The organism is Pseudooceanicola pacificus, from assembly GCF_009789075.1.
GTDB lineage: Bacteria > Pseudomonadota > Alphaproteobacteria > Rhodobacterales > Rhodobacteraceae > Pseudooceanicola > Pseudooceanicola pacificus.
Window position 1 is genome coordinate 549,465 of record NZ_WNXQ01000001.1, and the last position, 26,490, is coordinate 575,954.

At 67.0% G+C, this 26,490-nt stretch carries 13 protein-coding genes (1 of these 13 cut by a window edge); 8 read left to right on the forward strand and 5 right to left on the reverse strand.

Going from position 1 to position 26,490, the window contains the following annotated elements:
- A protein-coding gene (locus tag GLS40_RS02465) for a CARDB domain-containing protein (RefSeq protein ID WP_160381007.1) crosses the window boundary here: on the reverse strand, window positions 1-14,604 show its start. 20,739 nt of this gene lie to the left of the window's left edge; 14,604 of the gene's 35,343 nt are visible here — the first part of the coding sequence; its start codon is at window positions 14,602-14,604; the stop codon falls past the left edge of the window.
- 255 nt (window positions 14,605-14,859) lie between these two features.
- Between GLS40_RS02465 and GLS40_RS02470 the strand changes: the two genes are divergently transcribed.
- Window positions 14,860-15,696: an efflux RND transporter periplasmic adaptor subunit gene (locus GLS40_RS02470; RefSeq protein WP_160381008.1), complete on the forward strand. Its 837-nt coding sequence runs from the start codon at window positions 14,860-14,862 to the stop codon at window positions 15,694-15,696.
- On the opposite strand, the gene GLS40_RS02475 is transcribed toward GLS40_RS02470, so the two are convergent.
- The gene (locus GLS40_RS02475) at window positions 15,693-16,346 is read right to left on the reverse strand and encodes a glutathione S-transferase family protein (protein ID WP_160381009.1); all 654 of its coding nucleotides are present in this window, start codon (window positions 16,344-16,346) and stop codon (window positions 15,693-15,695) included. The genes GLS40_RS02470 and GLS40_RS02475 overlap by 4 nt on opposite strands.
- Before the next feature lie 113 nt (window positions 16,347-16,459).
- Between GLS40_RS02475 and GLS40_RS02480 the strand changes: the two genes are divergently transcribed.
- Window positions 16,460-17,674: a polyhydroxyalkanoate depolymerase gene (locus GLS40_RS02480; RefSeq protein WP_160381010.1), complete on the forward strand. Its 1,215-nt coding sequence runs from the start codon at window positions 16,460-16,462 to the stop codon at window positions 17,672-17,674.
- Between the two features lie 20 nt (window positions 17,675-17,694).
- Here GLS40_RS02480 and GLS40_RS02485 read toward each other — a convergent pair whose 3' ends face one another.
- The gene (locus GLS40_RS02485; RefSeq protein ID WP_160381011.1) at window positions 17,695-18,297 is read right to left on the reverse strand and encodes a helix-turn-helix transcriptional regulator; all 603 of its coding nucleotides are present in this window, start codon (window positions 18,295-18,297) and stop codon (window positions 17,695-17,697) included.
- 105 nt (window positions 18,298-18,402) lie between these two features.
- On the opposite strand from GLS40_RS02485, the gene GLS40_RS02490 reads away from it, so the two are divergent.
- The 6 genes from GLS40_RS02490 to GLS40_RS02515 all read left to right on the forward strand — a co-directional run bounded on the left by GLS40_RS02490 (window position 18,403) and on the right by GLS40_RS02515 (window position 24,121).
- Complete coding sequence (locus tag GLS40_RS02490; RefSeq protein ID WP_160381012.1) at window positions 18,403-19,602, forward strand: substrate-binding domain-containing protein; 1,200 nt, start codon at window positions 18,403-18,405, stop codon at window positions 19,600-19,602.
- A gap of 121 nt (window positions 19,603-19,723) precedes the next feature.
- The gene (locus tag GLS40_RS02495) at window positions 19,724-20,488 is read left to right on the forward strand and encodes an ABC transporter ATP-binding protein (protein WP_160381013.1); all 765 of its coding nucleotides are present in this window, start codon (window positions 19,724-19,726) and stop codon (window positions 20,486-20,488) included.
- Entirely contained in the window at window positions 20,485-21,189 is a 705-nt protein-coding gene (locus GLS40_RS02500) for an ABC transporter ATP-binding protein (protein WP_160381014.1), read from the forward strand. Before GLS40_RS02495 ends, GLS40_RS02500 begins: the two co-directional genes overlap by 4 nt.
- Before the next feature lie 10 nt (window positions 21,190-21,199).
- Window positions 21,200-22,192 (forward strand): branched-chain amino acid ABC transporter permease, encoded by a 993-nt coding sequence (locus GLS40_RS02505; protein WP_160381015.1) that lies wholly within the window; start codon window positions 21,200-21,202, stop codon window positions 22,190-22,192.
- 13 nt (window positions 22,193-22,205) lie between these two features.
- Window positions 22,206-23,276 carry a branched-chain amino acid ABC transporter permease gene (locus GLS40_RS02510; protein WP_160381016.1) on the forward strand — a complete coding sequence of 357 codons (1,071 nt, stop codon included), beginning with the start codon at window positions 22,206-22,208 and terminating at the stop codon, window positions 23,274-23,276.
- The gene (locus GLS40_RS02515; protein ID WP_160381017.1) at window positions 23,273-24,121 is read left to right on the forward strand and encodes an alpha/beta fold hydrolase; all 849 of its coding nucleotides are present in this window, start codon (window positions 23,273-23,275) and stop codon (window positions 24,119-24,121) included. Before GLS40_RS02510 ends, GLS40_RS02515 begins: the two co-directional genes overlap by 4 nt.
- A 9-nt stretch (window positions 24,122-24,130) precedes the next feature.
- Here the strand turns inward: GLS40_RS02515 and GLS40_RS02520 are convergent, their stop codons facing one another.
- Together GLS40_RS02520 and GLS40_RS02525 are read right to left on the reverse strand one after the other, a co-directional pair.
- Entirely contained in the window at window positions 24,131-25,201 is a 1,071-nt protein-coding gene (locus GLS40_RS02520; protein WP_160381018.1) for a 2Fe-2S iron-sulfur cluster-binding protein, read from the reverse strand.
- A gap of 4 nt (window positions 25,202-25,205) precedes the next feature.
- Entirely contained in the window at window positions 25,206-26,435 is a 1,230-nt protein-coding gene (locus GLS40_RS02525; protein WP_160381019.1) for an aromatic ring-hydroxylating oxygenase subunit alpha, read from the reverse strand.
- Between the last annotated feature and the right edge of the window lie 55 nt (window positions 26,436-26,490).

Below are 26,490 nucleotides of genomic sequence, written 5' to 3' on the forward strand. Positions count from 1 at the left end.
GCTGCCGATCCCGGCGGGCGGGGTCTCGCGGTTGCCGGCCATGTCGCGGGCGAGGACGAGGAATTCCACCGACGCCCCCGCCGGGGCCGAATAGACGAAGGAGCCGGTGCTGTCGTTCCGCGCGACGATGCGGAACATCCCGCCGTCGACCGAGGCGTATATATTCGCGTCGCGCAGGCCCGATCCGCCGGCCTCGTCCGTGGCCTGCCAGTCGATGCGGTACTCGTCGCTGCCCGGGATCCGCGTGACGGTGTGGCTGCTCTGCGGCGCGGCGCTGTCGATCGCAAAGCCATAGGCGTCGGTATCTTCGGGCGCGGACACGTCAAAGATCACCCTGGCGGCGGACAGGATTTCGGTGCCGGATGCGGTTTCCTCGTCCGCCTGCACGCTGTAGCGGACGGAGCCGCTTTCGCCGGGCCGCAGCAGGCCCTCCGGACCGTCGCCCTCCAGCAGTTCGCCGGTTGCCGGGTCGATGGCCTGGACAAGCCAGGTCGCGGTTCGGCTGTCGAGGTCGATCCCGGCCGAAACACGCAGTATGAAGCCCCGGCTGGCGGACAGGTCGATGTCGGTCTGATAGACCAGCCGGCCCTCGGGCACCTGCACCGACAGCCCGCCCAGCGTCAGCCCACCAAGCCGGAAGCTGCGGGCATCCAGCGCCTCGTCCAGCGTGGTGACAACGCGCAATTCGCGCACCGGCAGGGGGCTGGTCTCGTCCAGCGCAAATCCGACCTCGTGCGGCAGGGCCACACCGGCGGGCACCCAGTTGTCCTCGCCCGCCCCGACCGGGCCGCGCAGCCAGCTGGTGCCGTCGCCGGGCGCGACACCCGCGATTTCGCGGAAACGGTCGAGGTCCAGTTCCTCCAGCGCGCCATCGGTGGCGTCAGAGCCGAAGTCGGGCAGGTTCACCGCCCCCTCGCCCAGCCACGGGGCGTAGATGTTGAAGGCGGTAAAGGTCGTCGGCCGGTCCAGCCCCAGGTCGTACTCCGCCATATCGGGAATCGCCGGAACGGGGACCGAATAGGGAATGCCTTGCGGCGGCTGGCGAACGTCGTAGCGGGCAATCGGCGCGACCTCGCCCGGGGTGTCGCCGTACCATTCGCGCACCTTGGCGAAGAATTCGACCAGGTCGCCGGTGCTGCGCAGCTCGTCCCCCGCCGGGCCCAGTAGGAGCCCTTGCGAGAGTTGCGCGACCATGCTGTTGACCCGGGTCGTTTCGAACACCGGAGGGGCGGTATCGTCATCCCGCAGCAGCCCGGCCTGCTGCAGCGCGGCAAGGAATGAGCTGGACCATACGTCACCGTCCGCGGCGAGGGTCTGCAGCGCCGGTGCGGCTTCGGCATCGGCCAGCACGGCCTGGCGCAAGGTCTCGGCATCGGCCAGCTGGCGGGCGACAAATTCGGCGCGCGTCATCGGCGTGGCCGCAGCGACCACGTTGAACTGGAACGGCAGATACCAGGGCAGATCCCCCGACACGACGTCAAAGGCGGGGTCGGTGAAGATCTCGTGAAACAGCGGGTCCACGTCCTTGAGCGCGTCGACGCCGGCCGACAGGGCATCGGCCTCTTCCAGATCGGGGAAGCGGGCGTAGAGATAGGCCTTGATCCCCTCGAAATCCCGGTCGATCAGCGCCTGCAGGCCCGGGTAGGTCTGCACCGCAAAGGTCATCTGCGCCTGCCCCTCGGCCGCGAGGTCGAAGGCATAGCCCGGGGCCAGCAGCCGCCCGCCCTGGTTCAGCGCGGATTGCGCGCCGCTCAGCCCCTCGGCCGGGGTGTCGGACCCGTCGCCCACGTTGGAGGCAAAGCTGAGGAACGGCAGCCCATAGGCCATGTCGTTGGTGCCCATCTCGGGCGCGCCAAAGGTGAAATAGACATAGGGCGTGTCGACATTGGTCAGGCTGTCGACGACGACGGAATAGAACCCGGCCCGGCCCGCGGGCACGACGCGCGGGCCGCCCAGGCCCACGGTCACATCGCGTTCCACCTGGCGTTCGACAAGGTAGCGATAGGGCTCTATCGCCTCTTCGCCATCGGCGTTCACCACGATCACGTCGTAAAGCCCGTGCGGCGCGCCCTCCAGATCGAAGGTCGCGATGATCCGTGTCGCGTCGACCCGCAGGACCGAAACCGGCAGGAACTCTGCCACGCCGGGGCGCGACAGTTTGGCCACCGCGCCGGGCAGGATGCCCGCGCCGTCGATGGTCATGGTGACATAGCGGCCCGAACCGCCCTGATCGGGCGAAACGCCGGTGATCTGGAACGGCAGCAGTTCCGCGGTCAGGGTATGGTCGAGCGCGGCGCCCGCGTCACCGCCGAAGGACCGGACCAGGATGTAATAGACCCCCGGTTCCGTCGAAGAGATGACCGCCGACTGGCCGCCGCCAAAGACCGAGTCATGCGAGGCATCGAAATCGGATTGCGTGGGCGGGGCGTCCCATTTCACGAACACCTCGTTCGGGACCTGCGGGTCGCCGCCCGACAGGGTCACGCGCAGGGTCTGGCCTGCGGGCACCTCGATCCGGAACAGGCGTTCGTCGGAACCGTCCAGCGGCACCGTCCGGGGGATGCCAAGCGTCAGCAGAGGGCTTTCGATGCCGATGGGATTGGCGCCCGCCGTGGTGTTGTTGGCTTCGGCCGCGCCCTCGTTCACCTCGTTCCGGGCATCCGTACGCACCAGTACGCGCCATGTGCCATCGGCGAGGATCGGCAGGTCTGCGGTCAGCTGTGCATCGTAGAAGGCGCCGGGCGCAAGGCCGCCGCTATGGTCGAACCGGCCCAGGAAGATGTCGCCGATATCCCATTCGCCATCGCGCGACAGGTAGACGGCATCGCTCCACCGGCCCGGGGCCTCGGCGGCGCTTTCATTGGTGACGCGCCAGGTGACGGTCACGGTGTCGCCGGGCGCCGAACCGCCGCCGATCTCGACCTGCGAGGCGACGAGGTCGGCGGGCGGGGCCTGTTCGATCAGCAGGGGCTGGGCGGAGGACCTGACGTTGACCTCGGCGCCGTCCTCGAACACCTGCCCGATGGGATGCCCGTCCTGCAGCGGATCGCTGAGGACAAAGACGAAATACGACCCCGACAGCCCCTTGGGCAGGCTGGCCGTCAGCGCGACGGCGCGGCTGTCACCGGCGGCCAGCGGGTCGAGGTGATCGTGATAGCCGAGGAAGAAATCGGTCCGCGTGTCCAGCGACTCGTCACGCGAGAGGTAGACGATATCGCGCCAGCCCGACCCCGTGTCAAAAGCGCCGCTGTTGGTGATCTCCCAGTTCACGGTCAGCGGCTGGCCGGTCACGCCACGCTGCGGATGGGTCAGCGCGGTGATGGTCAGGTCGGCGGCCTCGGCGGCCTCGACCGCGATGGTTGCACTGGCGCCGTTGTTGCCCTCGCCGACGAACTCGTCGACCGAATCCGCGCCTGAGGACACGCCGCGCAGACCGGCCCGCACGGTCGACGGCAGGTAACTGCCCCCCTCGCGCGCCGCCGAGTCGGTTTCCACGAGGATGGTGAAATCGCCCTCGATCCCGATGGGCAGGTCAACCAGCAGGGTGGCGACATAGCTTTCGCCGATACCCAACGGCCCCGTATGGCGCAGCTCGCCGATCATGTGGTCCTGCGGGTCCAGCGCGCCGTCGACCGAGAGGAAGACACGGTCGTACCAGCTGCCCTCGCGCGTGCCCCGGGTGCCGTCATTGGTGACGGTCCAGGACAGTTCCACCTGCTGGCCGCTCTTGCCACTGGCGGGAACGTCAAGCGCGGTGATCTTCAGGTCGGGCTCGGCATAGGTGATCTGCACCGTGCCCCGGCCCATATTGCCGGTTGGATCCTCCTCGGTCTCGTAGACCGTCGAGGCATAGTCGCCCCTGACATTGGCCGCATTGCCCGCAAGCGCCTCGCCGCGCGGCAGGCCAGAGATGCCGCTCGCATCCGTGGCGACGTGCAGGTAGTAGGCGCCGTCGGTCCCCGCGGGCAGGGTGAAGGACATGCTTTCGGTATAGCTCGCCCCCGCTGCCAGACCGGCGGCGTTGGAATGGATCACCTGGCCCAGATGGGTGGCGCGGCTGCGGTCCAGCACCGGGTCGCGCGACAGCCAGACGGCATCGCGCCAGTATTCGGTCCCGTCCCAGACCGCGCCGCCGTCGTTGCGCACCGTCCAGGTGATCGTCAGCGGCTCGCCCGAGGTGGCGCCCGGGGCAGCGGCCACGGCGATCACCCGCAGGTCGGCGGGGGTGTTGGTCACATCCGCATCGCCACTGGCCAGGTTGTTGGTCTCGTCCTCCTCGTCCACCGCCTGGCGGCCACGGACCGAGGCATCGGTGATCACGTGGACATATTTGCCACCGGCAGAGGGCGGCAGGTCAAACCCATGCGTTACCGTATAGCTTTCGCCCGGGGCGATGCCCGCCTGGGGCACCACGTCGCCCAGCAGCCAGAGCGTTTCGCCGGGCGCGCCCAGAACGGGGCTGTCGGACAGGTAGACCCGGTCGACCCAGCCCCCATCGGGCGTGTCGATCAGCCCGTCGTTGGCAACGGTCCAGGTGACCTGCAGCTTGTCCTGACCGGCCACCACCGGGCCACCGGTCGTGACGGAACGTACGGTAAGGTCCGGACGCACGGGCGTGTAGCCCAGGATGTCGATGGCCCGGCCCTTGTAGTTGTTGTTGTCGATCTCGTTCGGATCGTCCGGGTTCACGTTGATGGCCAGCGTGTCTTCGGCCACCACATCATAGGAATCCGACCAGGGCGTGATGTAGTACCGCCCCGAAGGCAGGTCCGTCGGGATTTTCACCCGCACCGTGACCTCGTAGCTGTCGCCCACGGGCAAGACCCCGGTGTGGGTGACGGATCCCAGCAGGCGGGCAGAGTTGCCTTTCAGGAAATCCGCGCCCGCCACGTCGACAAAGGCGCTGGTGTTCGGGCGGCGGGGGTCGCGGGCGATCCAGATCGTGTCGCGCCAGCTGTCGGTCAGCGTCTCGCCCGCGCCCTTGTTGGTGACCTTGTAGCGCACCTCGATTTCCGAGCCATAGACCGCCTGCGCCGGGGCGACGACCGAGCCGGCGACAAGATCGGGCCGGGGCAGCCCGTCGACCTGAAAGGCGGTGGCCTTCACGTTGTCATTGTCGAAGGGGTATTCGTCGACCCGGGCGTTGCTGTCGGTAGACACCAGCACATAGGCGGTGCCCGACCAGCGCAGCGGCACCACGCCCGGGGCCGAGGTGACCGAATAGCTTTCCCCCGGGGCCAGCGCCAGCGGATTGCCCGCGCGGCTGATCAGGATGTCGTCGGCGCTGAGCTTGTCGTCGAGCGAGAGGTAGACGGAATCCTGCCATTCGCCGGTCGCCGCCACCGCGCCCTGGTTGATGATCTCGAATGTCGCCTGCACCGATCCGCCCGCCGTCACGCGCGGCGTGGCGACAACCGAGGCAACCTGCAGGTTCGCCCTGGGGTTCAGCGCGACGGTCAGCGGGCGATCGTCGGTGCCGGTGTTGTTGTCCCCGGCCGCGCCTTCCTCGTAGATGCCGCGGTTGTAGTTGGTGACCACGGTCAGGGTATAGGCGCCCTCGATCCGCGCCGGCAGGCGGAACCGTTCGGTCCGCTGATAGCTTTCGCCCACGGCCAGCGCACGGGTGTTGCTGTAGGTGCCTACGACGATGGCAGATTTCCCTGCCTCAACCGGAACCAGCACCAGCCGGTCGGACCAGGTGCCGTCCAGCGCGGCCTGCCCGGCGTTGGTGACCCGCCAGGCGATGTCGATCTCCTGCCCCTCGACCGCGTTGGCGAGGGTGGCGATATCGGTGACCTGCAGGTCGGGTGACGGCGCAAGGGTAATGGCCACCGGCTGCGCGTCCGAGGCATTGTTGCCGGTCAGTACGAATTCGTATGGCGCGCGGTAGGCCCCGGCCACCGCGGTCAGGTAGACGGTGCCCTGCGTGCCGTCCGGCACCCGTATGGTGGCGGTGCGCTGGTAGCTGTCGCCGACCTGCAGGATGCCGATATGGCTATAGCTGACAGAGGCGATCTGGCCCGAACCATCGGGGTTGCGCGACAGGATCAGCCTGTCGTCCCAGGTTCCGGTGTCGGTGGCGCCGATGCCATCGTTACGCACGGTCCATTTCACCGCAATCTCGGTGCCCGAGACCGCCGTCGCCGCCGCCTCGACCGAGGTGAGCGCAAGATCGGCATAGGGCTTGCGCGCGACATCGGTGACGGCGGGCGCGGTTGCGGTGTTGTTGCCGGTTGCGCCGTCCTCGAACACCATGCCTGTGGCATCGGCGACGACATAGATACGCAACCGTTCAGAGAAACCCCCGGGCAGGGCGATCTGTTCCGAGCGCAGGTAGCTGCCGCCGGGGGCCAGCCCGCCGTCGCGCAGGTATTCGCCCAGCAGGATGTCGTCGCCATCGCCGATGATGCTGTCGCGCGAGGCCCAGACCTGATCGGTCCAGGCGGCCTCGCTCCCACGCTGGTCGGATATGTTGGTAACGGTCCAGCCCACGGTGATCGTCGCCGGATCGGCCACCACGCGGGCCGGTGCGGTGACGTTGCTGACCTCAAGGTCGTAATGCGGGGCCAGCGCGATGCCGAAGGCGCGCGAGAAGGTGTTGTTGCTCTCGCCCTCCTCTTCCTCGACCACGTCGGTGGCATCGGTGACAACGATGATCCGCCAGTCGCCGCGCTGTTCGATGGGGACAACCAGGTCGACGCTCTGCATGTCGGGCGTCCCGGCGTCCAGCGCGGGGCGGGCCGTGGTTTGGTGCAGCAGGATATCGCCGTTGTCGACAACGCCGTCCCGGGACAGGTAGATGCGGTCGATCCGCCCGGCCGCAGCCGTGCCGAATCCTGCATTCTCGACCGTCCAGGCCACGGTGATGGCACTGCCCGACACGGCGCTTTCGGGCGCCGACAGGTTGGTGACCTGCAGATCCGGCACCGTCAGGCCGAAGGGGGCGTCGGACAGGGCCGAATTCTCCTCGCGCCCGCTTTCAAAGACCTGCTGCCCCTGGTCGGTGATGACGAGGAACCGCCACTGACCCGCCGGCAAGGTCGGCAGGGTGACCTCCAGTTCGACGTCAACGCCCGCACCGGCGGCGATCTGGCTGTTATGGATAAAGTCGCCCAGGAATTGCGCGCCCTGCGTGGTTCCGGTCGCGCTCAGGTAGACCCGGTCGCGGAACGGCGCGCGGGCGGGCCCCTCGCCGGTGTTGTCCACACGCCAGCGCACGGTCACGACCTCGCCCGGGGCGCCGTCGGCGGGACCTTCGACCCTGCTTGCCACAAGGTCGGCCGCGGGGCTGGAGGACAGACGCAGCGGCTCGATCGCGGCGGTGGCGTTGTTGTCCTCGGCTGCGCCTTCGGATACGGCTGCGGCGGCGTCGGTGACGACGATCAGACGCCAGGCGCCGTTCAACCCGCCGGGGATCGTGACATTGGCGCTGGCGGTGTAGGTCTGACCCACGGCCAGCGGCCCGGCGGGCGCGGCAACCTCGGCCAGCAGCACGTCAGAGCCATCCAGTACGTCGTCCCGGGACAGATAGGCCCGGTCGACCCAACCGCCGGTGGCCGGGGCCGCGCCGTCGTTGGTCACCCGCCACGAGATCGGAACCGTGTCGCCCCAGCTTGCCGCCGTGGGGCCGGCGACCGCCTCGACCCGCAGGTCGGGGGCCGTGGCGGCGGCGATCGCCACAGGCAGCAGGCCCGAGAGGTTGTTGCCCTCGCCGTCACCCTCCGTCACCGTATTGTTCGCATCGGTGATCACGGCCAGCTGGTAGTCGCCCAACAGCCCGGCGGGCAGGGTCAGGGCCAGGCTGACGTTTTCCGCCGCACCGGGGGCCAGCGCGGCGCGCGAGACCTCGCCCAGCACGATGTCGTCGGCATTGCCGATGATGTCGTCCGTCGACAGGACCACCCGGTCGACCCGCGCCTCAGAAGCGGCATCCCCGGCATTGGTGATCCGCCAGGCCACCGTCACCTGCGCCCCGGCCTGCGGCGCACCGGTCAGCGTCGGCACCGCCACCTGCAGGTCGGCATAGCTGCGTTCGCGCGAGGTGAAGGACAGGTATTCGACGTTGTTCGATTCGGCATCGCCGGCGGCGTTATCCTCCAGCACCCGGGTCGGGCCGGTGTAATCCAGCGTCACCTCAAGGCGCAGGTCCCCGGCCCCGTTGGAATTGTCGGGCAGGGTGAAGGCGATGCTCTGGCTGCGCGTGGCCCCGGCCCCGAGGATCTCTCCGGCCTGCACGGGAAAGGGGATCGGCTGGTCCAGCACATAGGTCCGGGTGGTGAAATTGTAGAGCCGGACGCGGTTGACGAAGGTCACCGGCACATCGGCGGTGCCGGTGTTCTGGACGTCCCACGAGAAGGTGACCGTGTCGCCCGCCTGCGGGTCGTCCGAAGAAATGGCCATGTTGGCGACCTGCAGGTCGGGGGCCGAAAGCACCTCCAGCGTGGTCACGTTGTTGGTCTCGCCGGTGCCCTCGTCGTTATCCTCGGCGATGCGGGTGTCGACATCGGTGGTGATCTCGAAACCGATGCGCCCGGTGCCGTCGGTGCCGTCCGGCCAGGTGAAGGTCAGGCTGCGCTCGACAGTACCGCCCGCGGCAATCGCGCCGTTGGTGGCGGGGTCGTAAGCCAGGCTCTGCAGGTCGAACTGCGGGCCGTTCCTGATGCTTAGATTGCGCAGGCGGACCTGTTCGGAAAACGCCTGCGTCACCGCGGCGCCACCGGCATTGCGCAGCGTCCAGCGCACCGTCACCGCCTGCCCCGGCACCCAGGCCCCGGCGGGTTCGGCGCGGATATTCTCGACCACCAGGTCAGGCAGGGCGTCGCTGACGGCGGTAAAGGCGACGGTGGCGATATTCGCCGTCTCGCGCGCGATGCCGCCGCTGGCCTCGTCCACCGCGTTGGTGATGTCGACCTCGACCTCGGCGATCAGCTCTCCGGCTCCGACAGCGCCGCGCGGCAGGGTCAGCACGGCCTGCCGGGTCACGCTGCCCCCGGCGCCCAGCGGGGCGGCAGGGGCCACAACCGCGACGCCAACGATCTCTCCGCTGTCGGCGCGGCGCAGGATCACGCGGTCGCTCCAGGGCTGCGCCGCCGCGCCGCCGGTGTTGCGCACCGTCCACGACACCGTCACCGGCTGCCCGGCCTGCGGCGTGCCGACTGCGGCAACCGTCACGCCCGAGGGCACGAGGTCGGCGCGCACGGGGCTGGCAGAGCTGGCGGGCACAGGCGCGGCCCTGGGCAGTTCGATCAGGTTCAGCGTCAGGGTAACCGGTTCGACCTGGGTGATCAGGCCCTCGATCAGCAGCACGTAGTCGCCGGTGGCAGGCAGGACAAAGGGCGCGCGGCTGGCGATCGAGGAGGCCGAGAATACCTCGCCTCCGTTCGGGTCGATCAGCCGCCAGCTGGCCTGAAAGGTGCCGCCCTCGGGCAGGTCGATCCCGAACCGCTGGCCTGCACTGCCCGAGAAGGCATAGCCCCGGGTCAGCGCGCCAGGGTCCAGCCGCACCGCCAGGGGCGCGCCCGGCTGCGTCCGCGGCAGGTCGGCAAGGCGCAGCAGGCGGAACGGCACCTCGCCCGAGGCCGCGTCGCTGCGGCCCACGGTCAGGGTATAATTGCCGGCATCCAGCCAGAAGCGCGAGCTGTCGCCCCGGTCGGTCGAAAACCGCCCCTCGGCCACGCGATGACCCTGCGCATCCTGCACCCACCAGCGGGCAGAGCTGTCGTTGAGCAGGCTGTCGAAATAGAACTCGCTGCCCGCCGCATGGCTGAAACTGTAGATCAGTCGCGCCTGGGTGTCGGGCAGGCTGTCGTGGTTGCGCTCTCCCAGCACCAGGTCCTTGGCGATCTCTTCGGGATCGAAGATGCGGAAACTGTAGTCGAGCGACCCTTCGCGGGTGGTCGGCGGCTGCAGGACAAGGCGATAGGTCCCGGTCTGCTGCAGGGTGAATCGCGACAGGTCGTACATGTAGTGCCGGGCGAGGATCCGGCCCGTGGGATCGACAAGCTGGAACTGCGCGCCGCTGCGGTTGCCCGAAAAGCTCAGCAGGTCGAACACCAGTTCCTGCCCGGCCACGCCGTCAAAGGCCAGCACGCGGGCGTCTGTGGCCACGGGCTCGCTGATCGTGGCCGTATCGCCCAGAGCGTAGTCTTCCGCATCCGACAGGTTCAGCAATCGGAAGGTGAAGGGATCCGGCCCGTACACCCCGGCAATCACCAGCTGGTAGGTGCCCGGCAGGATCTCGAACAGGCGCGGATCGACGCTGTCGATACGCGCCCCGGCGACCTGCCGCCCCTCGGCATCGTAGAGGCCCCAGGTCATGGACTTGGTGTTCACCACCCGGCTGTCGAAATAGAGGCTGGCGGGGCTGTCGACGGTGACTTCCCAGCGTTGCACGCTGGAGGTCTGGGGCAGGCTGGCGGTCTGCACCTCGGCAAAGGCCAGAGGCGCGGGATTGCCGTCGCGGCGGATCAGCTCGACCGTGCGGGGGGTGGCGGCACCCGCGTCGCCATCCACGACAACGACATAGCGCCCGGCCTCTCCGGCACGGAAGCTGACGAACCGGGTCAGGCTCAGATCGAAATACTGGCGCCCGTCGGGGCCAAAGACGGTGAGGTTCGGACTGTCCCCGCTGGCCTCGGCGAAGATCTCGACATACTCGCCAAGCGCCGCGTCCAGATGGGCCGTATAGGCGCCCTGGGCCGGGTCCAGCGTCAGGGTGACCGGCGTGCCGATCTGCAGCTCGGGCCCGAGATCCACGTCGATGATGCGGAAATCATAGGGTGCGGTAGCGGCGCTGGTGTAGACGTCCACCTGATAGGTGCCCGCCTTCAGGTCGACCGTGTAGGTCGCGCCGGGAATGTCGGCCCGTTGATGCGCCGCATTGGCATCCTGACGCAGCTGGCGGGGGTCGGTGATCGCGCCGAACTCGTCGCGGATCACGGTAAAGACGTTGTTCTGGCTGTTCTGCCCGTCGATCAGCAGGCGCGTCACCGGCTTGGTCAGGGTCAGCCGGTAGCTGACGGGCACGTTCGCCTCCGTCAGCGTCCCGCTGGCCAGCTGGCCCAGGGCCAGGGGCGCGCCGACCGGCGGCTCGGCCGTCGCCATGCCCGCGACTTCCAGCGCAAAGGAGTATTGCGCCGTATCGGTCTCGCCAAACCCGTAGCCGTTGATCGCCAGGATATAGCGCCCGGTCTGGCGCAGCAGCAGGCTCGTGTCGCTGAAATTGCCGCTGGCCGCGAGAGCGCCGTCAGGATCGTAGAGGCCCCAGTTCAGGTTCCCCGAACTGCTCAGCCGCCTGAAATTCACCATCTGCCCGGCGATCCCCTGCCAGGCATAGAGCTTCTTGCCCGAGGCCGGTTCCAGCTGGACCAGCGGGGTTGCCACATTGTCCTGCAAAGGGGTGGCGGCGCTGGCGGGCAGCAGCTCGATCTCGTAATCGCCCCGGAAGCCGTCATTGCCGGCCATGACGATGCTGTAGTTGCCAGGGCCAAGGTCGAAATGGACATGGCTGGCATTGGTGTTGCGCGTGGTGACCGCATCGGTGATCGGCACGCCGTCCTGCTCAAGCCACCAGCTGACGGAATTGGTGCTGAGGCGCGGGTCGAAATTGTAGCGCCCGGCGGTGGCCAGGGTGAAATCGTGCCGGACCTGCGACAGGGGCGCGTCGATGCTGCCGGCCGAGACGGTGCCGGGTGTCATCGCCACGCGGTCGCGCGCGGCGGCAGTCACGCGGAAGGTCGTTTCGTACCCCGCATCGCGGTCGGTGCGTTCATCCAGGATCAGCAGGTAGCGCCCGGCCAGCAGCACGTGCTGGGCCATGTCGTTGCTGACCAGATTGGCGTTGATCGACACGCCCCGCGGATCGACCAGCCGCCAGAAGGCATCGCTGCTGCCGGACAGGCGGTCGAAGTAGAGCTGCGCCGGTTCGGTGATATCCAGGCCGAGGATCTGCGCGGTCCGGTCGCCCGTCACCGTCACCTCGTCGCCCAGGGCGAACATCGCGTCGGCGGTCGCCTCGCGCAGGGTAAAGGCGTAGTCGGGCGTGCCGTTGCCATCCGGGATCAGGCGCAGCGTGTACCGCCCGGCCGCCAGCCGGAACAGGTTCTGATCCGAATTGTACGGGTTGAAATCGCCGTTGGTGCCGGTCGACACCTTTTCCCCGTCGGGGCCGTAGACCTCGTAGGCGATGCCCGAATTGCTGTGGCTGTCGAGGTACAGCAGCGTTTCGGCATCCAGGGTGAGGTCGTATTCACGCACCGCAAAGGGCACGGCGAACCCGCCTTCGACCCGCGTGCCCAGGGTGAGGGGTTCGCGCACCAGCGGCGCCTCGCGCAGCGTCAGGTCGTAGGTCAGCGCCTGACCCTGGTAGGCCTGCGGCGTGATGTAGAGCATGTAGCGCCCGCTGAGGCGCGGCGTGAATGCCCGGTCAGCGGTCGAAGGGTTGGAACTGAGGGCGCGCTTGCCATCCGGGCCCCAGATCGCCAGTTCGGGGCCGTAAAAGGTGTCGATCCCCGAAAAGACGTTGAAGTCGATGGTAACCGGCACGCCCGCCACCGCGTCAAAGGCCAGCTGCAGCAGTCCCGACCCGGGGTCGATCTGGCCGCTCACCTGCTCGCCAAAGGTCACGACACGGGCCTCGGCCTCGTCCAGCAGGACGATCTCGTCCGCCGGCGTCGAGTCCAGGTAGCCATAGAACCGCAGGATGTAATCGCCCGGTTCCAAGTCGTACCGGTAATAGGACGTGCTGGTGCTTTCCGTCGCAAGCCCCGTGGTGATGGCGCCATCCGGCCCGATCAGGTCCAACCGCAATTCGCTGCTGCCCCGGAGCCGCCTCAGCTGGTCGAAATAGACCGTCGTGGGCGTGTCGATGCTGAAGGTCAGATCGCGCACACGCCCCGGTTCGTCGATGTCGACGGTCAGGGGCGTGCCCAGGGTCAGCGGGGCCACAACCGGGTTCGACAGGCGCAGCACGGCCTCGATCCGCTCGACCGAGGCGGTTTCGCTGCGCCGGAATTCCAGCCGGTAGATTCCGTCCGTCTTGACGGTCATGCCGCTGCCGGCGCCCGCGCGATTGTCAAAGGCGGTGAAAAGCTCGCCCGTTGGCGAGATCAGCCGGACGTCGTAATCGAACCGGCTGCCGATGCTCTGTTCGACCAGCGTGGTGTTGAAGAACACGCGGTCCCCGGCCTTGAGCGCGACCGTCCGCTGCGCCACCGCGTGGTCGGCGCCCAGGTCGATGACCAGCGGATCGCCGGGGGTGTAGGGCGCCGCCGTGGCGGTATCCAGCAGCCGCAGGCGATAGCTTTCCGCCGCATCGGTGCCGCCGCGCACGACAACCGAATACTGGCCCGGGGTCAGTTCCAGCGCGTAGCGGCGAAACAGGCCATAGCCTGCCGCCGTGTGGTTCAGCAGGGTCTCTGACCGCCCCTCGATCCGGAAATCGACATTTCTGTCCAGCGCCAGGACCTCGACATAGACGCTCTTGTCGCCAGTGACGGTGAAATCGTAGCGCTGCAGCTGATCGGTCGCGGTCAGCGTCCCCTCCAGCAGGTCGCCAAGGGCGGCACTGGCCACCGTCAGATTGGCGGGGGTTCCCGCAAAGGGCCCGGTGGGGGTGATGGCAAAGCCATGCGCGGACTCGGCACCGTAAAGGGACCGGGTGACGAACCAGTAGGTGCCCGCCTCCAGGTCCAGCTCTTGCGGGGCCTCGGTGCCGGGCAGGCCCAGACCCGACGCCACCTGCCCGTTGCGCGATCTCAGCGACCAGGAGATTTCGGCCGTGGCCCCTGTCCCGGCCAGGGTGACATGAGCATCCGCAGCGAGGTCAAAGGCGTGCACATGGGTTTCGCCCGCCACGGGAAAGCTGTCGCTGACCGTGCTGCCGGGGGTATAGCTGCGGTCGACCACGCCGCCCAGCGTCATGCTGAACGTCAGGTCAAGCGCCGAAGCCGCGCCGCCATAGGCATCGAACAGCAGCACATGGCGCCCGTTCTGCTGCAGCGTGCTCTGCACATCCGCCAGGTTCCGGGTGGTCAATGCGCTGCCGTCCGGCTGAATCACGGTCAGGGCACCGAGGGCGGCATCGTTCACCGCCGAAAAATCGACAGACAGCTGCTCTCCGGCCCGGCCGTCAAAGGCGAACTGGCGCGACGCGCCGCCGGGGGCGATGCTGATCGTGGCCCCCTCGCCCGACGTCAGCACGGCCGCGTCCGACAGGTCGTTCAGGCGGAACGCATAGTCGCCGGTCAGCCCGTCACGCCCAAAGAAGCTGAGCGTATAGGTCCCGCGCGCCAGTTCGGCGGTGGCGGGCACACTGCGCCTGCCGCCTTCGGCGCGGTCCAGGGTGGTCGAGATATCGACATTGTTCGGCCCGTTCAGCCGCCAGCTGAGTTCCGAGTCCGACAGGGCGTCAAAGCTGACCCGCGCGGGGTCGGACAGGGTGATTGCGTAGCTGTCGACCTCGCCCGGGGCCGAGATCGTGCCGGCAATGGGAAAAAGATCGGCAGACAGCAGAAGCCGCGGCTCCAGCGTCTCCATCAATACGCGCCGGGACACCGACCCTTTCAACAGATCTTCGGTCCCGAGCGTGTCGATTGGCGTATGCACGCCCCTTCCCTTGCGCGGTTTCATCGGCCCAACGCCGCACGCATGTCTGTCGAAGGTCGTGCGCATTCCACCCTTATGCGCAATTCCATATCGTCTACCCAAGCAATCCGATGCCCGGGCGCGAATCAATTAGTGCCCGGAAATAATTCAGAAAAAACGTTCCAGCCCCAAGTATTCGACTGTCACTGTCCTTGCAAACGCTGCCAGAGGCTAGCATCATGCAAGCGGCGTTTTCAATGTTAATGACATGCTTTCGTGATCAACTTTATTTTTCAATTCCCGCAACAACTTGGCCGAATACGTTCCGGTTTCGGCATCTGTTTCCTGTGTCTGACGGTCCCGGCGGCGCATGCGCAGGGGGTCGATTCCGAATGCATCGTGCGTGCGGAACAGATTGCGCGGATCGGGGCGTCGACGCGCGGGGTGATCGCCTCCATCGTCGTGGATCGCGCGGATCGGGTCACCGGCGGGCAGGTCATCGCCGAGCTTGAAGCCTCGGAGGAAGACAGCCAGATCACCCTGGCCAAGCTGCGGTTGGGCAGCGACATCGCCCTGCGCCTTGCCCGGCTGAAGGCCGAGACGGCCGAGGCGAATGCCGAACGCCTGACCACGCTGGTGGGCCGCAGCCTGGTGCCCAAGGCCGAGCAGGAAGAAGCCGTGCTCGCCGCCCGGACCGCCCGGCTGGAAGAGGAAGAGGCCCTGCTGGAACACCGCATGGCCGAGGCCGAACTGGCCGCCGCCGAAGCCGCCCGCGAGCGCAAGCGCATCCGCGCGCCGTTTGACGGGGTGGTGACCGAAAAACTGCTGTCAGTCGGCGAACTCTATACCGAGCAGGGGCCCGTGGTGACCGTCGTCAGCGTCGACCCCCTGCATGTGGAGGCCTATCTGCCCGTCAGCCGCCGCGCCGAGGTGGCCGAGGGCCGCACCGCCACCCTGACACTGGAAACCGGCGACACCGTCGAGGCCACCGTCGACGTGATCGACCCTGTACTGGATGCCGCCACCGGCACCTTCGGCATCCGGCTGATCCTGCCCAATCCCGATGGCGCGATCCTGGCGGGGCAGAGCTGCCGCCTGCGGATGGACGGTTAGAATTCGACCTCAAGCTCGATGACCTCGTCAGGCTCGGCCCGGGCGGCCTCGGCCCATTCCTTCATCGGGGCCCAGTCGAAAATCGTCTCGCAATAGGCCTGCAGCGGCGGCTCCAGCTCGACGGCATAGGTGCGGAAACGGGTGCAGACCGGGGCGTACATCGCATCCGCCACGGTGGGCGCGCCGAACAGGAACGGGCCGCCATAGGTGGTCAGACAGTCGGTCCAGATCTCCTTGATCCGCTGCACGTCGGGCCGCGCGCCCGAGAATATCTTGAACGCGTCGTGGCGGGCCTTGATGTTCATCGGCAGGGCGGACCGCAGGTTGTAGAACCCGGAATGGATTTCCCCCGACACCGCCCGGCAATGCGCCCGCGTCTTGATGTCATCGGGCCACAGCCCGGCCTTGGGGGCGATTTCGCTCATATATTCAGCAATTGCGAGGGTGTCCCACACCTCGACATCGCCGTGGCTGAGTCGCGGAACCCGGACCGAGGGGGACAGAAGCAGCAGTTCCTGCCGGGTTTCGGGGTCGTCGATGGCCACCGGCTTCTCGACAAAGTCGAGCCCCGCCATGCGGCACAACAACCAGCCCCGCAAGGACCAGGACGAGTAATTCTTGGATGAAATCGTCAGTGTTGCCGGTGCCATTGGCCGTCGCTCCGCTGTTTTGCTGCGCTGCAAACATAATTCTGTCGCACCGCAGCATTTTATGCACTAGAAATTTCAGACGGGGAGCCGTTCACGGTCTCGAGGGTCACGCCATGCTCTATCACATGTACCAGTTGCAGGATGATATGATTGCGCCCATGCGGTTCGCCGCCGGCATGACCCGGATGGGCAGCCTGCCCGGGGCCTCGCTGCTGAACGGCGCCGTGCACAAGTTCGACGCGCTGATGACGATGATCGAACGCTTTCAGCTGACCCACGAACGCCCGGATTTCTGCATCACCAGGGTCAAGTCGGGCAACCGCATGGTCGATGTGGTGGACGAGGTCGCGCTGGACCTGCCCTTTGGCCAGCTGCTGCATTTCACCAAACCCGAGGTCGACGTGCCCCAGCCCAAGGTGCTGGTGGTCGCGCCGCTGTCAGGCCATTTCGCCACCCTGCTGCGCGGCACGGTCGAGGTGCTGCTGCAGGACCATGACGTCTATATCACCGACTGGAAGAATGCCCGCGACGTGCCCGTGTCGGCGGGGTATTTCGGGGTCGAGGATTACGTCGAATACCTGATCCGCTTCATGGAAGAGATCGGGCCCGGCGGCAACATCCTGGCGGTCTGCCAGCCCTGCGTGCAGGCGCTGATCGCGGTGTCGGTCATGTCGCAGCAGGATCATCCCTGCACCCCGCGCACCATGACGCTGATGGCCGGCCCGATCGATGTGCGCGAAAGCCCGACGGTGGTGAACGACCTGGCCTTCGACCACCCGATCGGCTGGTTCGAACGCAATGTGATTTCCACCGTGCCGTGGCGCTTTGCCGGGGGCGGGCGCAAGGTCTATCCCGGCTTCGTCCAGCTTTTTGCCTTCATGAACATGAACATGGACAGGCACAAGGCGCAGCACAAGAAGCTTTACGACCTGCTGGCCGAGGGCAAGGAGGACGAGGCGCAGAAGATCATGGAGTTCTACGACGAATATTTCGCCGTGCTCGACCTGACCGCCGAATTCTACTTGGAAACCATCGAACGCATCTTCCAGAAGGCCGAGCTGGCCAAGGGAGAGTTCACCTATCGCGGCGAGCTGGTCGACCCGTCGGCCATCCGCAAGACCGCGCTGCTGACCGTCGAGGGCGGGCGCGACGACATCTGTTCGCTGGGCCAGACCACGGCGGCGCATGACCTGTGCAGCTCGCTGCGCCCGCATCTCAAGCGGCACCACCTGCAGGCCAATGTCGGCCATTACGGCGTGTTCAACGGCAAGCGGTGGGAATTCGAGATCTACCCGGTCGTGCGGAACATGATCCTGGCGATGGAGTGACCGGGGCCAAGTGATCCGGCCTAGCCGCTCCCGCGCGAGACGACGTGATCCGACCCGATTCCGCCCAGCGAATGGAACAGCCCGCCGGTGTTGCTCACCCCGAATTTCTTGAGCAGCTTGGCGCGGTAGACCTCGACCGTGCGGTGCGAGATCTCCAGCTTCTGCGCGATCTCCTTGCTGGTCAGCCCGTCGGACAGGTGGCTGATGATCTCGCGCTCGCGCCGGGTCAGGGGGATGTAGGGGCGCGTGGCCGACAGGTCGGCAAAGCTCCAGACCGCGCGCATCAGGGGATCTTCGGGGGTGAAGGAATGGCCCCGCACCCGGCACCAGAACAGCCGCCCCGAACGATGCGCCATGATCCGCTCGTCCCAGTAGGTATTGGTCTCGCGCAGCTGGCGGATGCCCCGGTCGCGGATGTTCACGAACTCTTCGTCGCTGGGGTAGAGCATGGCAAAGACCTGGTCGCGCAGCTCGTCCGGGGAATAGCCGAACATCTCGGCAAAGGCGTTGTTGCAGTCGCGGATCACGCGGTTTTCGGTGATCACCAGGCCCACCGGCGCAAAGGCGTAGGCCAGCGCGGCAAAGTCTCCGGTGCGGTAGGACTCGTCTATACGTAGTTCCACTATCTTGCTCCACCAGCCCGCTGCGGCGATCCTTGGGGCCAAGGTAGGGCAGCGGCCCCGACATGTGCAACGCCGCGCAATCCCCTGCCGCACAGGGAGGATATCATGAATATCATCAAGCGACTCGTCGCACCCGTCGTTATCGGCCTTGCCGTCGCGACAGGTGCCCAGGCCCAGGATCCGATCAAGATCGCCCTGATCCACGGCCTGTCCGGTTCCAGCTTCGAGGCCTTTTCGAAACAGGCGCAGACCGGGTTCGAGATGGGCATCGAATACGCCACCGATGGCACCAACGAAATCAACGGCCGCCCCATCGAGCTGATCATCAAGGACACCCAGTTCAAGCCCGACGTGGCCCGCGCCGTCCTGGCCGAGGCCTATGGCGATGACGAGGTGCTGCTGGCGGTCGGTGCGACCTCGTCCGGCGTGACCGTCGGCATGCTGCCGATTGCCGAGGAATACGAAAAGATCCTGATCGTCGAACCCGCCGTGGCCGACAGCCTCACCGGGCCCGACAGCAACCGCTACGTCTTCAAGACTTCGCGCAACAGCTCGATGGACATGCAGGCCCAGGCGCTGGCCCTGCAGCCCGACGAGAACCTCGTCGTGGCGACCCTGGCCGAGGATTACGCATTCGGCCGCGACGGCATCGCGGCCTTCAAGTCCGCGCTCGACGGCAGCGGCGCCGAGGTGGTGGCCGAGGAATACGTGCCCCAGGGCACAACCGATTTCACCGCCGTGGCCGAGCGCATGTTCAACGCGCTGAAGGACAAGGAAGGCCGCAAGGTCATCCTGATCTACATCGCCGGCGGTGGTGACGCGCCGGGCAAGATCCAGGCGATGGACCCCTCGCGCTATGGCATCGAGATCTCGATGGGCGGGCATATCCTGCCGGTTCTGCCGACCTACAAGCGGTTCCCGGGCATGGAAGGCGCGGTCTATTACTACTACGAAGGCTTCGACAACCCGATCAACGACTGGCTGGTGAAAGAGCACATGGCCCGTTTCGGCACCCCGCCGGACTTCTTTACCGCGGGTGGCATGTCCGCCGCCCTCGCCGTGGCGAAAGCCCTGAAAGAGGCGCCGGATTACGAGACCGACACCCTGATCGAGACGATGGAAGGCATGTCGTGGGAAACGCCCAAGGGCACCATGACCTTCCGCCCCGAGGATCACCAGGCGCTGCAGGACATGCTGCACTTCAAGATCCGCGTGGACGAGGGCGTCGACTGGGCGATCCCGGAAAAGGTCCGCATCATCCCGGCTGACGAGATGGACATTCCCATCGGCCGCACCAACGACTGAGGCGGGGCCTCCCCCTCACGCGACCCATCCCCTCCCCCCGCCCGTCCCCGGGCCGGGGGAGGGACCCAAGGGCGGCGCCATCGCGCAACGCCCCGACCCCGCGCAAAATCCGGGACATGCCATGACCACCCCATCCCTCGTCACGCAGGATCTGACCATCCGTTTCGGCGGCCATGTCGCCGTCAACGCCGTCTCCTGCGCCTTTCACCCCGGAGAGCTGACCGTCATCGTCGGGCCGAACGGGGCGGGCAAGACGACCTTCTTCAACCTCGTCTCGGGCCAGCTGACCGCCACGTCGGGCCGCGTGGTCAAGGACGGGACCGATATCACCGGCATGGCGCCCTCGGCGCGGGCGCGGCAGGGAATCGGCCGGGCTTTCCAGCTGACCAACCTGTTCCCGCAGCTGACCGTGCTGGAAAACATCCGCCTCGCGGTGCAGGCCCGGTCGGGTGACGGCTGGCGGATGCTGCGCCAGGTCACCGCGCAGCGCGGGCTGACCGCCCAGGCCGAAACATATCTTGAGGCGACGCGCCTGACCGCTGTCGCCCGCCAGCCCGCCGCCGCCCTGCCCCACGGCGACCAGCGCAAGCTGGAGGTCGCCCTGCTGATGGCGATGGAGCCCGATATCTACATGTTTGACGAACCCACCGCCGGCATGTCGCTGGATCACGCCCCCGACGTGCTGGAGCTGATCGCCGGCATCAAGGCCGACCCGACCAAGACCGTGCTGCTGGTCGAGCACAAGATGGACGTCGTGCGCGCGCTCGCCGACCGCATCGTGGTGCTGCACAACGGCGAATTGCTGGCCGACGGCCCCCCGGCCGAGGTCATGTCCAGCCAGATCGTGCGTGATGTCTACCTCGGCACCTCGGGGGGCGCGGCATGACCCTGCTGTCCCTGACCGCGATGCAGACCAAGATCGGCCAGTATGCCGTGCTGCATGACGTGGGTTTCGATGTGCCCGAAGGCGGCGTGTTCGTCCTGCTGGGCCGCAACGGCGCGGGCAAGACGACCACCCTGCGTTCGATCATGGGGCTCTGGAGCCCCTCGCCCGGCTCGGTCCATTTCGACGGGCAGGACATCACGCGGATGCACACCGCCGACATCGCCCGCATGGGCATCGCCTATGTACCCGAGAACATGGGAATTTTCGGCACCCTCACAGTGGATGAAAACCTTGTCCTCGCAACCGCCAGGGGCCGGATCGACCCGGCGCGGCTGAAACGGATCCATGCGCTGTTCCCGGCACTGGAGCGGTTCCGCGACAAGCAGGCCTGGTCACTTTCGGGCGGGCAGAAGCAGATGCTGTCGGTTGCCCGCGCGATCATCGAACCGCGCCGCCTGATCCTGATCGACGAACCGACCAAGGGCCTTGCGCCCGCCATCGTCGACGCCATGGCCGAGGCGTTTCGCGAGATCGCGCAGGACGCGACGATCCTGCTGGTCGAACAGAATTTCAATTTCGCCCGGACGCTGGGGCGCGACATGGCGGTGATCGACGACGGCCGCGTGGTGCATCGCGGCAGCATGGCCGATTTCGCCGCCGACGCGGCGCTGCAGGACCGCCTTCTGGGCCTGGCGATGTGAGGGGGCAGGAATGGAACAACTGAGCAATATTCTGGGGCGCATGGGCGGGGTGAACCTGCTGCCGGTCGCCCTAGCGGCGGTGGCCTTCGTGCTGATCGGCGCGCCCTCGTCCTGGGTGACGCTGACGGTGGCGGGGCTGGCCATGGGCATGATGGTGTTCCTCATGGCCTCGGGCCTCAGCCTCGTCTTCGGGCTGATGGATGTGCTGAACTTCGGCCATTCGGCCTTTGTCAGCTTTGGCGCCTTTGTCGCGGCGACGGTGCTGGCGGGGCTTTCGGGCTGGCTGGGCGCGGAAAGCATCGCGCTAGAGGCGCTGGCCCTGGCGCTTGCCTTCCTTGCCGCGATCCTGTTCGGGCTGGTGGCGGGCTGGTTCTTCGAGACGGTGATCATCCGCCCGGTCTACCGCGACCACCTGCGCCAGATCCTGATCACCATGGGCGCGATGATCGTGGCGGAACAGACCATCCTCGCCTTCTGGGGCGGCACGCCCTACGCCGTGCCCCGCCCTCATTTCCTGGAAGGCGCCTGGATCATCGGCGACGTCAGCATCGAGATCTACCGCGGATTCGCCTTTGCCCTGGGGCTGCTCGTCTTCATCGCGATGGTGCTGGTGCTGAACCGCACGCGCATCGGCCTGCTGGTGCGCGCCGGGGTCGAGGACCGCGAGATGGTCGAGGCGCTCGGCTTTCGGGTCGACCGGCTGTTCATCGGGGTCTTCATGGCCGGCTCGGCGCTTGCCGCGCTCGGCGGGGCGATGTGGGCGGGCTACGAGACGCTGATCACCCCCGCGCTTGGCGGCGAACTGATGATCGTGGTGTTCATCGTGGTGATCATCGGCGGGCTCGGCTCGGTCGAGGGCACGTTGCTGGGGGCGATCCTGGTGGGGCTGATGTCGAATTACCTCGGCTTCCTCGCGCCCAAGCTGGCGCTGGCGTCGAACATGGTGCTGATGGTGGCGATCCTGCTGTGGCGGCCGAACGGCCTGCGCCCGGCGGTGAAGTGAGGGGACCGGAGAGATGACCAACGGATTCACCGGCACGCTCGCCATCAAGGGGATCGTGCTGATCATCGCGGCGCTGCTGCTGTTCGCGCCCTTCCTGTTCCAGGACGTGCGCTCGATCGAGGTGGCGGCGCGGATCTGCATCTTCATCGTTCTGGTCGCCAGCTTCGACCTGCTGATCGGCTATACCGGGATCGTCAGCTTTGCCCATACGATGTTCTTCGGCTTTGGCGCCTATGGGGCGGCGATCCTGCTGAAACAGATGGGCCCGGGCTGGACCCCGGTCCTGCTGGGCGCGCTGGCCGGCGTGGCGGTGTCGCTGGTCATGGCGGTGGCCATCGGGTTGCTGTCGCTCAGGGTCAAGGCGATCTTCTTTGCCATGATCACCCTGGCCGCCGCATCTGTCGTGCTGGTGCTGGCCTCGCAGCTGTCGCAGTTCACCGGGGGCGAGGACGGGATCACCTACAAGGCGCCCGACCTGTTCAAACCCGCAACCAAGCTGCTGAGCGATGCCGACGGCAAGGTGCTGCGCCTGTTCGACGTGCGGCTGAACGGCAAGCTGGCGTCCTATTACTTCGTCTTCCTCAGCTGTCTTGTCCTCTTCGTCCTGATGCTGCGATTCACCGGCTCTCCGCTTGGCACCGTGCTCAAGGCGATCCGCGAGAACGAGGCACGCGCCGAGGCCATCGGCTATCGCGTGGTGGCCTATCGCACCTTCGTCTTCTGCCTGTCGGCCACCATCGCCTCGCTCGCCGGGACGATCTACGCGGTCTGGCTGAAATACACCGGGCCGGATACCTCGCTGTCCTTTGCGATCATGATCGACATCCTGCTGATGGTGGTGATCGGCGGCATGGGCACGATGTGGGGCGCGGTGATCGGGGCGGTTCTGCTGGTTATGGCGCAATACTATCTGCGCGACCTGATGGGCGCGGCCGCCGAGGCGGTCGCCTCGGTCCCCCTGCTGCCCGAGCTGCTGAACCCCGACAGGTGGCTGTTCTGGCTGGGGATCATCTTCATCCTGCTGGTCTATTTCTTTCCCAAGGGGATCGCGGGCACCGTCATGGCACGGGATCGCACGACATGACCGCGCCGCGCTTTTCCTTTGTCCCGGTGATGGATCATGAAATCCACGTCACCGAATGGGGCGACCGGTCCGCCCCGCCGCTGGTGATGTGGCACGGGCTGGCCCGCACCGGGCGCGATTTCGACGAGCTGGCGCAGGCGCTGTCGGACGAATGGTTCGTGATCTGCCCCGACACCATCGGGCGCGGGCTGTCCAGCTGGTCGCAGAACCCCGAGGCGGAATATTCGGTCGAATACTACGCCGGGATCGCGGCCGACCTGCTGGACCATTACGGCTTCGAACAGGCGGCCTGGCTGGGCACCTCGATGGGCGGGATGATCGGGATGCGCCTTGCCTCGGGCCCCCATGCCGACCGGCTGTCCTGCCTGCTGATCAACGACATCGGCCCCGAGGTGCCGGACCCGGCGATCCGCCGCATCCTGGACTATGTCGGCGACCTGCCCGATTTCGCCTTTGCCAGCCAGGCCGAGACCTGGCTGCGCGCCGTCTACGCCCCCTTCGGCCCCGCGCCCGAAACCTTCTGGCGGCGGATGACGCGCTGCTCGCTCAGGCGGCGGTCGGACGGACGGCTGACGCTGCATTACGATCCCAGGATCACGGTGCAGTTCGTCGCCTCGCGCGACGAGCTGACGACCTGGGACCGCTACGCCCGGATCACCACGCCCACGCATCTGCTGCGCGGGCGTGACAGCGACATCCTGCCCGCCGAGATCGCCGCCCTGATGCAGCAGCGCGGACCCCGGCCCGGGATGACGGAATTCGACTGCGGCCATGCCCCCAGCCTGTCGCGCCCCGAGGATATCGCCCTGGTGCGCTCTCTTCTGGCCCGGCTGACCGGCGGCTGAGGGCCTGTCTCAGACCTCGACCGTGACCGACCCGATGGGATGCGAGCAGCAGGCAAGGATATAGCCCTCGGCTATGTCGTCCTCGCTGATGCCGCCGTTGTGGACCATGTGCACCTCGCCCGACAGCTTGCGGATCTTGCAGGTGCCGCAGACGCCGAAGGTGCAGCCCGACGGGATGTTCAGCCCGGCGGCGCGGGTGGCGGCCAGCACCGTATCCGTTTCGGCGCAGGTGGTGCGGCTGCCCGAGCTGGCAAAGACGATTTCGGCCTGCGCGGCATCGTCGGGCACCACGTCCTCGGGCACCGGCAGTTCTGTCCCGACCGGGGCGTTGAAGCTTTCCTGGTGGTAATGCTCCATGTCGAAGCCGAGGCCCGCCAGCGCCTCGCGCACCGCGGTCATGAAAGGCTCGGGCCCGCAGCAAAAGACCTCGCGTTCAAGGTAATCGGGCGCCATGAGGCCCAGCATCAGCTGGTTGAACCGGCCCTGATATCCGGTCCAGGGGTGGTAGCGGTCGGGCGCCTCGACAACCCATTTCAGGTCGATCCCAGGCACCCGGCTGGCCATGTGCTCCAACCGCTGGCGGAACACGATTTCCGACGGGCGGCGGGCACAGTTGACGAAGACGATATCGGGTTCCGACCCGAGGTCGAACATGAATGTCGCCATCGACATCATCGGCGTGATGCCCGACCCGGCCGAGATAAACAGGTATTTACCCGCCAGATGTTCCAGGTGGCTGAACGTGCCGGCCGGGCCTATGGCGCGTATGCGCATGCCGGGTTCCATGTTGTCCAGCAGCCAGCGCGTGGCCACGCTGCCCTCCTGCGCCTTGGCGGTGATCGACAGCGACCTGGGCCGCGACGGAGAGGACGAGATCGTCCAGGTCCGGTGCACCGGGCCGCCGGGCACCGGCACTTCCAGCGTCAGGAACTGGCCGGGCAGGAAATCGAACAGCGCGCCGGACGGAGCCCGGAAAGTGAAGGTCGCGCAATTCGCCATCTCGGGGATGACCGAGACGCATTCCAGCATCTCGCCCTGATCCCAGATCGCCCGGGTCCGCAACGGCGTCAGGTCTTTCATCGGCTCACTCCGCCGCCATCGTGACGCGCGCGCCAAGGCGCGAGGTCATCGTGTTGCAGTACCAGTTCACGAACTGGATCACGCCGCTTTCCTGTTTCGAGGAATAGGGCCCGGGGGTGTAGGCCGGGGAATCGATGCCCATCTGGTTGTCCTCGACCACGCGGCGGTCTTCGTCGTTGGTGGCGGTCCAGACCTCGATCAGTCGCTTCAGGTCGTAGTCCCGGCCTTCGACCGCGTCCTTGTGCACCAGCCACTTGGTCGTCACCTGCGTCTGCCGCGGCCCCACCGGGGTGACACGGAAGACAAGGGAATGATCCGGCAGGAAGTGGTTCCAGGTCGTCGGGTAGTGGAACTTCAGCAGCGACCCGGCATCGTCGAAGGGCACGCGGCCCAGGCGGCGGGTCACGGCGATGCCGCCGTCCATCGTATAGCTCTTGGCGCCGACCTTCAGCGGCATCCGCGCCAGGCGGTACTGCCCGGCCGCGTCGATGCGGAACTGCGAGGCGATGCCGGCGGCCTCGCAACGGGCGAAATGGGCGGCCAGATGCGGCGGGGTCTCCCCGTCCTCGATCCCGGTCACGACCGGATCGTCGGGGAAGGTGCGGCAGAGCGCGGGGTGGTTGCCGCCGCAGTGATAGCACTCGCGGTTGTTTTCCCAGACCAGCTTCCAGTTGCCGTTCTCGACGATGCTGGATTCGAACGCGACCTTGGCGTTGTTCAGGTCGTGCGGCTCCAGATAGGGGCGGGCGAGATCGGCGAAGGCGTCGAAATCCGGAGCCGTCTGGGCCAGGCAGATGTAGACCAGCCCGGCGACCTCGCGGCAATGCACCGTGCGCAGGCCATGCTGGGACGGGTCGAAATCGGCATCCATGTCGCGGGCCCAGATCAGACGGCCGTCAAGCTCGTAGGTCCACTGGTGGTACGGGCAGACCAGCTTGGGCGCGCTGCCCTTGGCGGCCTTGCACAGGATCGAGCCGCGATGCCGGCAGGTGTTGTGAAAGGCGCGGATCACGCCATCGGCGCCGCGCACGAGGACCACGCGGTAGTCGCCCACCTGATGGGTCACGTAATTGCCGGCCTTGGGCAGTTCGCAGGCGGGAATGGCGAACAGCCAGTCGCGGTAAAAGATGGTGTCCAGGTCGCTCTGGTAGATGTCGGGATCGCCGTAGAACGGCTGTTCCAGCGCGTGGCCCGGTCTGCGCCGGGCAAGGAGTTCTTGGATCTGGGTCGACATGTCTGTCGGGCCTCCCGCCGCGCCCCGCGGCTTTGATGATCTGTGCGGATGGCAC

Bases quoted from the DNA above. Each gene is read 5' to 3' on its own strand.
- GLS40_RS02475 (WP_160381009.1), bottom strand. From the start codon at position 16,346: ATGGCACCGGCAACACTGACGATTTCATCCAAGAATTACTCGTCCTGG.
- GLS40_RS02480 (WP_160381010.1), top strand. From the start codon at position 16,460: ATGCTCTATCACATGTACCAGTTGCAGGATGATATGATTGCGCCCATG.
- GLS40_RS02490 (WP_160381012.1), top strand. From the start codon at position 18,403: ATGAATATCATCAAGCGACTCGTCGCACCCGTCGTTATCGGCCTTGCC.
- GLS40_RS02495 (WP_160381013.1), top strand. From the start codon at position 19,724: ATGACCACCCCATCCCTCGTCACGCAGGATCTGACCATCCGTTTCGGC.
- GLS40_RS02500 (WP_160381014.1), top strand. From the start codon at position 20,485: ATGACCCTGCTGTCCCTGACCGCGATGCAGACCAAGATCGGCCAGTAT.
- GLS40_RS02505 (WP_160381015.1), top strand. From the start codon at position 21,200: ATGGAACAACTGAGCAATATTCTGGGGCGCATGGGCGGGGTGAACCTG.
- GLS40_RS02510 (WP_160381016.1), top strand. From the start codon at position 22,206: ATGACCAACGGATTCACCGGCACGCTCGCCATCAAGGGGATCGTGCTG.
- GLS40_RS02515 (WP_160381017.1), top strand. From the start codon at position 23,273: ATGACCGCGCCGCGCTTTTCCTTTGTCCCGGTGATGGATCATGAAATC.
- GLS40_RS02520 (WP_160381018.1), bottom strand. From the start codon at position 25,201: ATGAAAGACCTGACGCCGTTGCGGACCCGGGCGATCTGGGATCAGGGC.
- GLS40_RS02525 (WP_160381019.1), bottom strand. From the start codon at position 26,435: ATGTCGACCCAGATCCAAGAACTCCTTGCCCGGCGCAGACCGGGCCAC.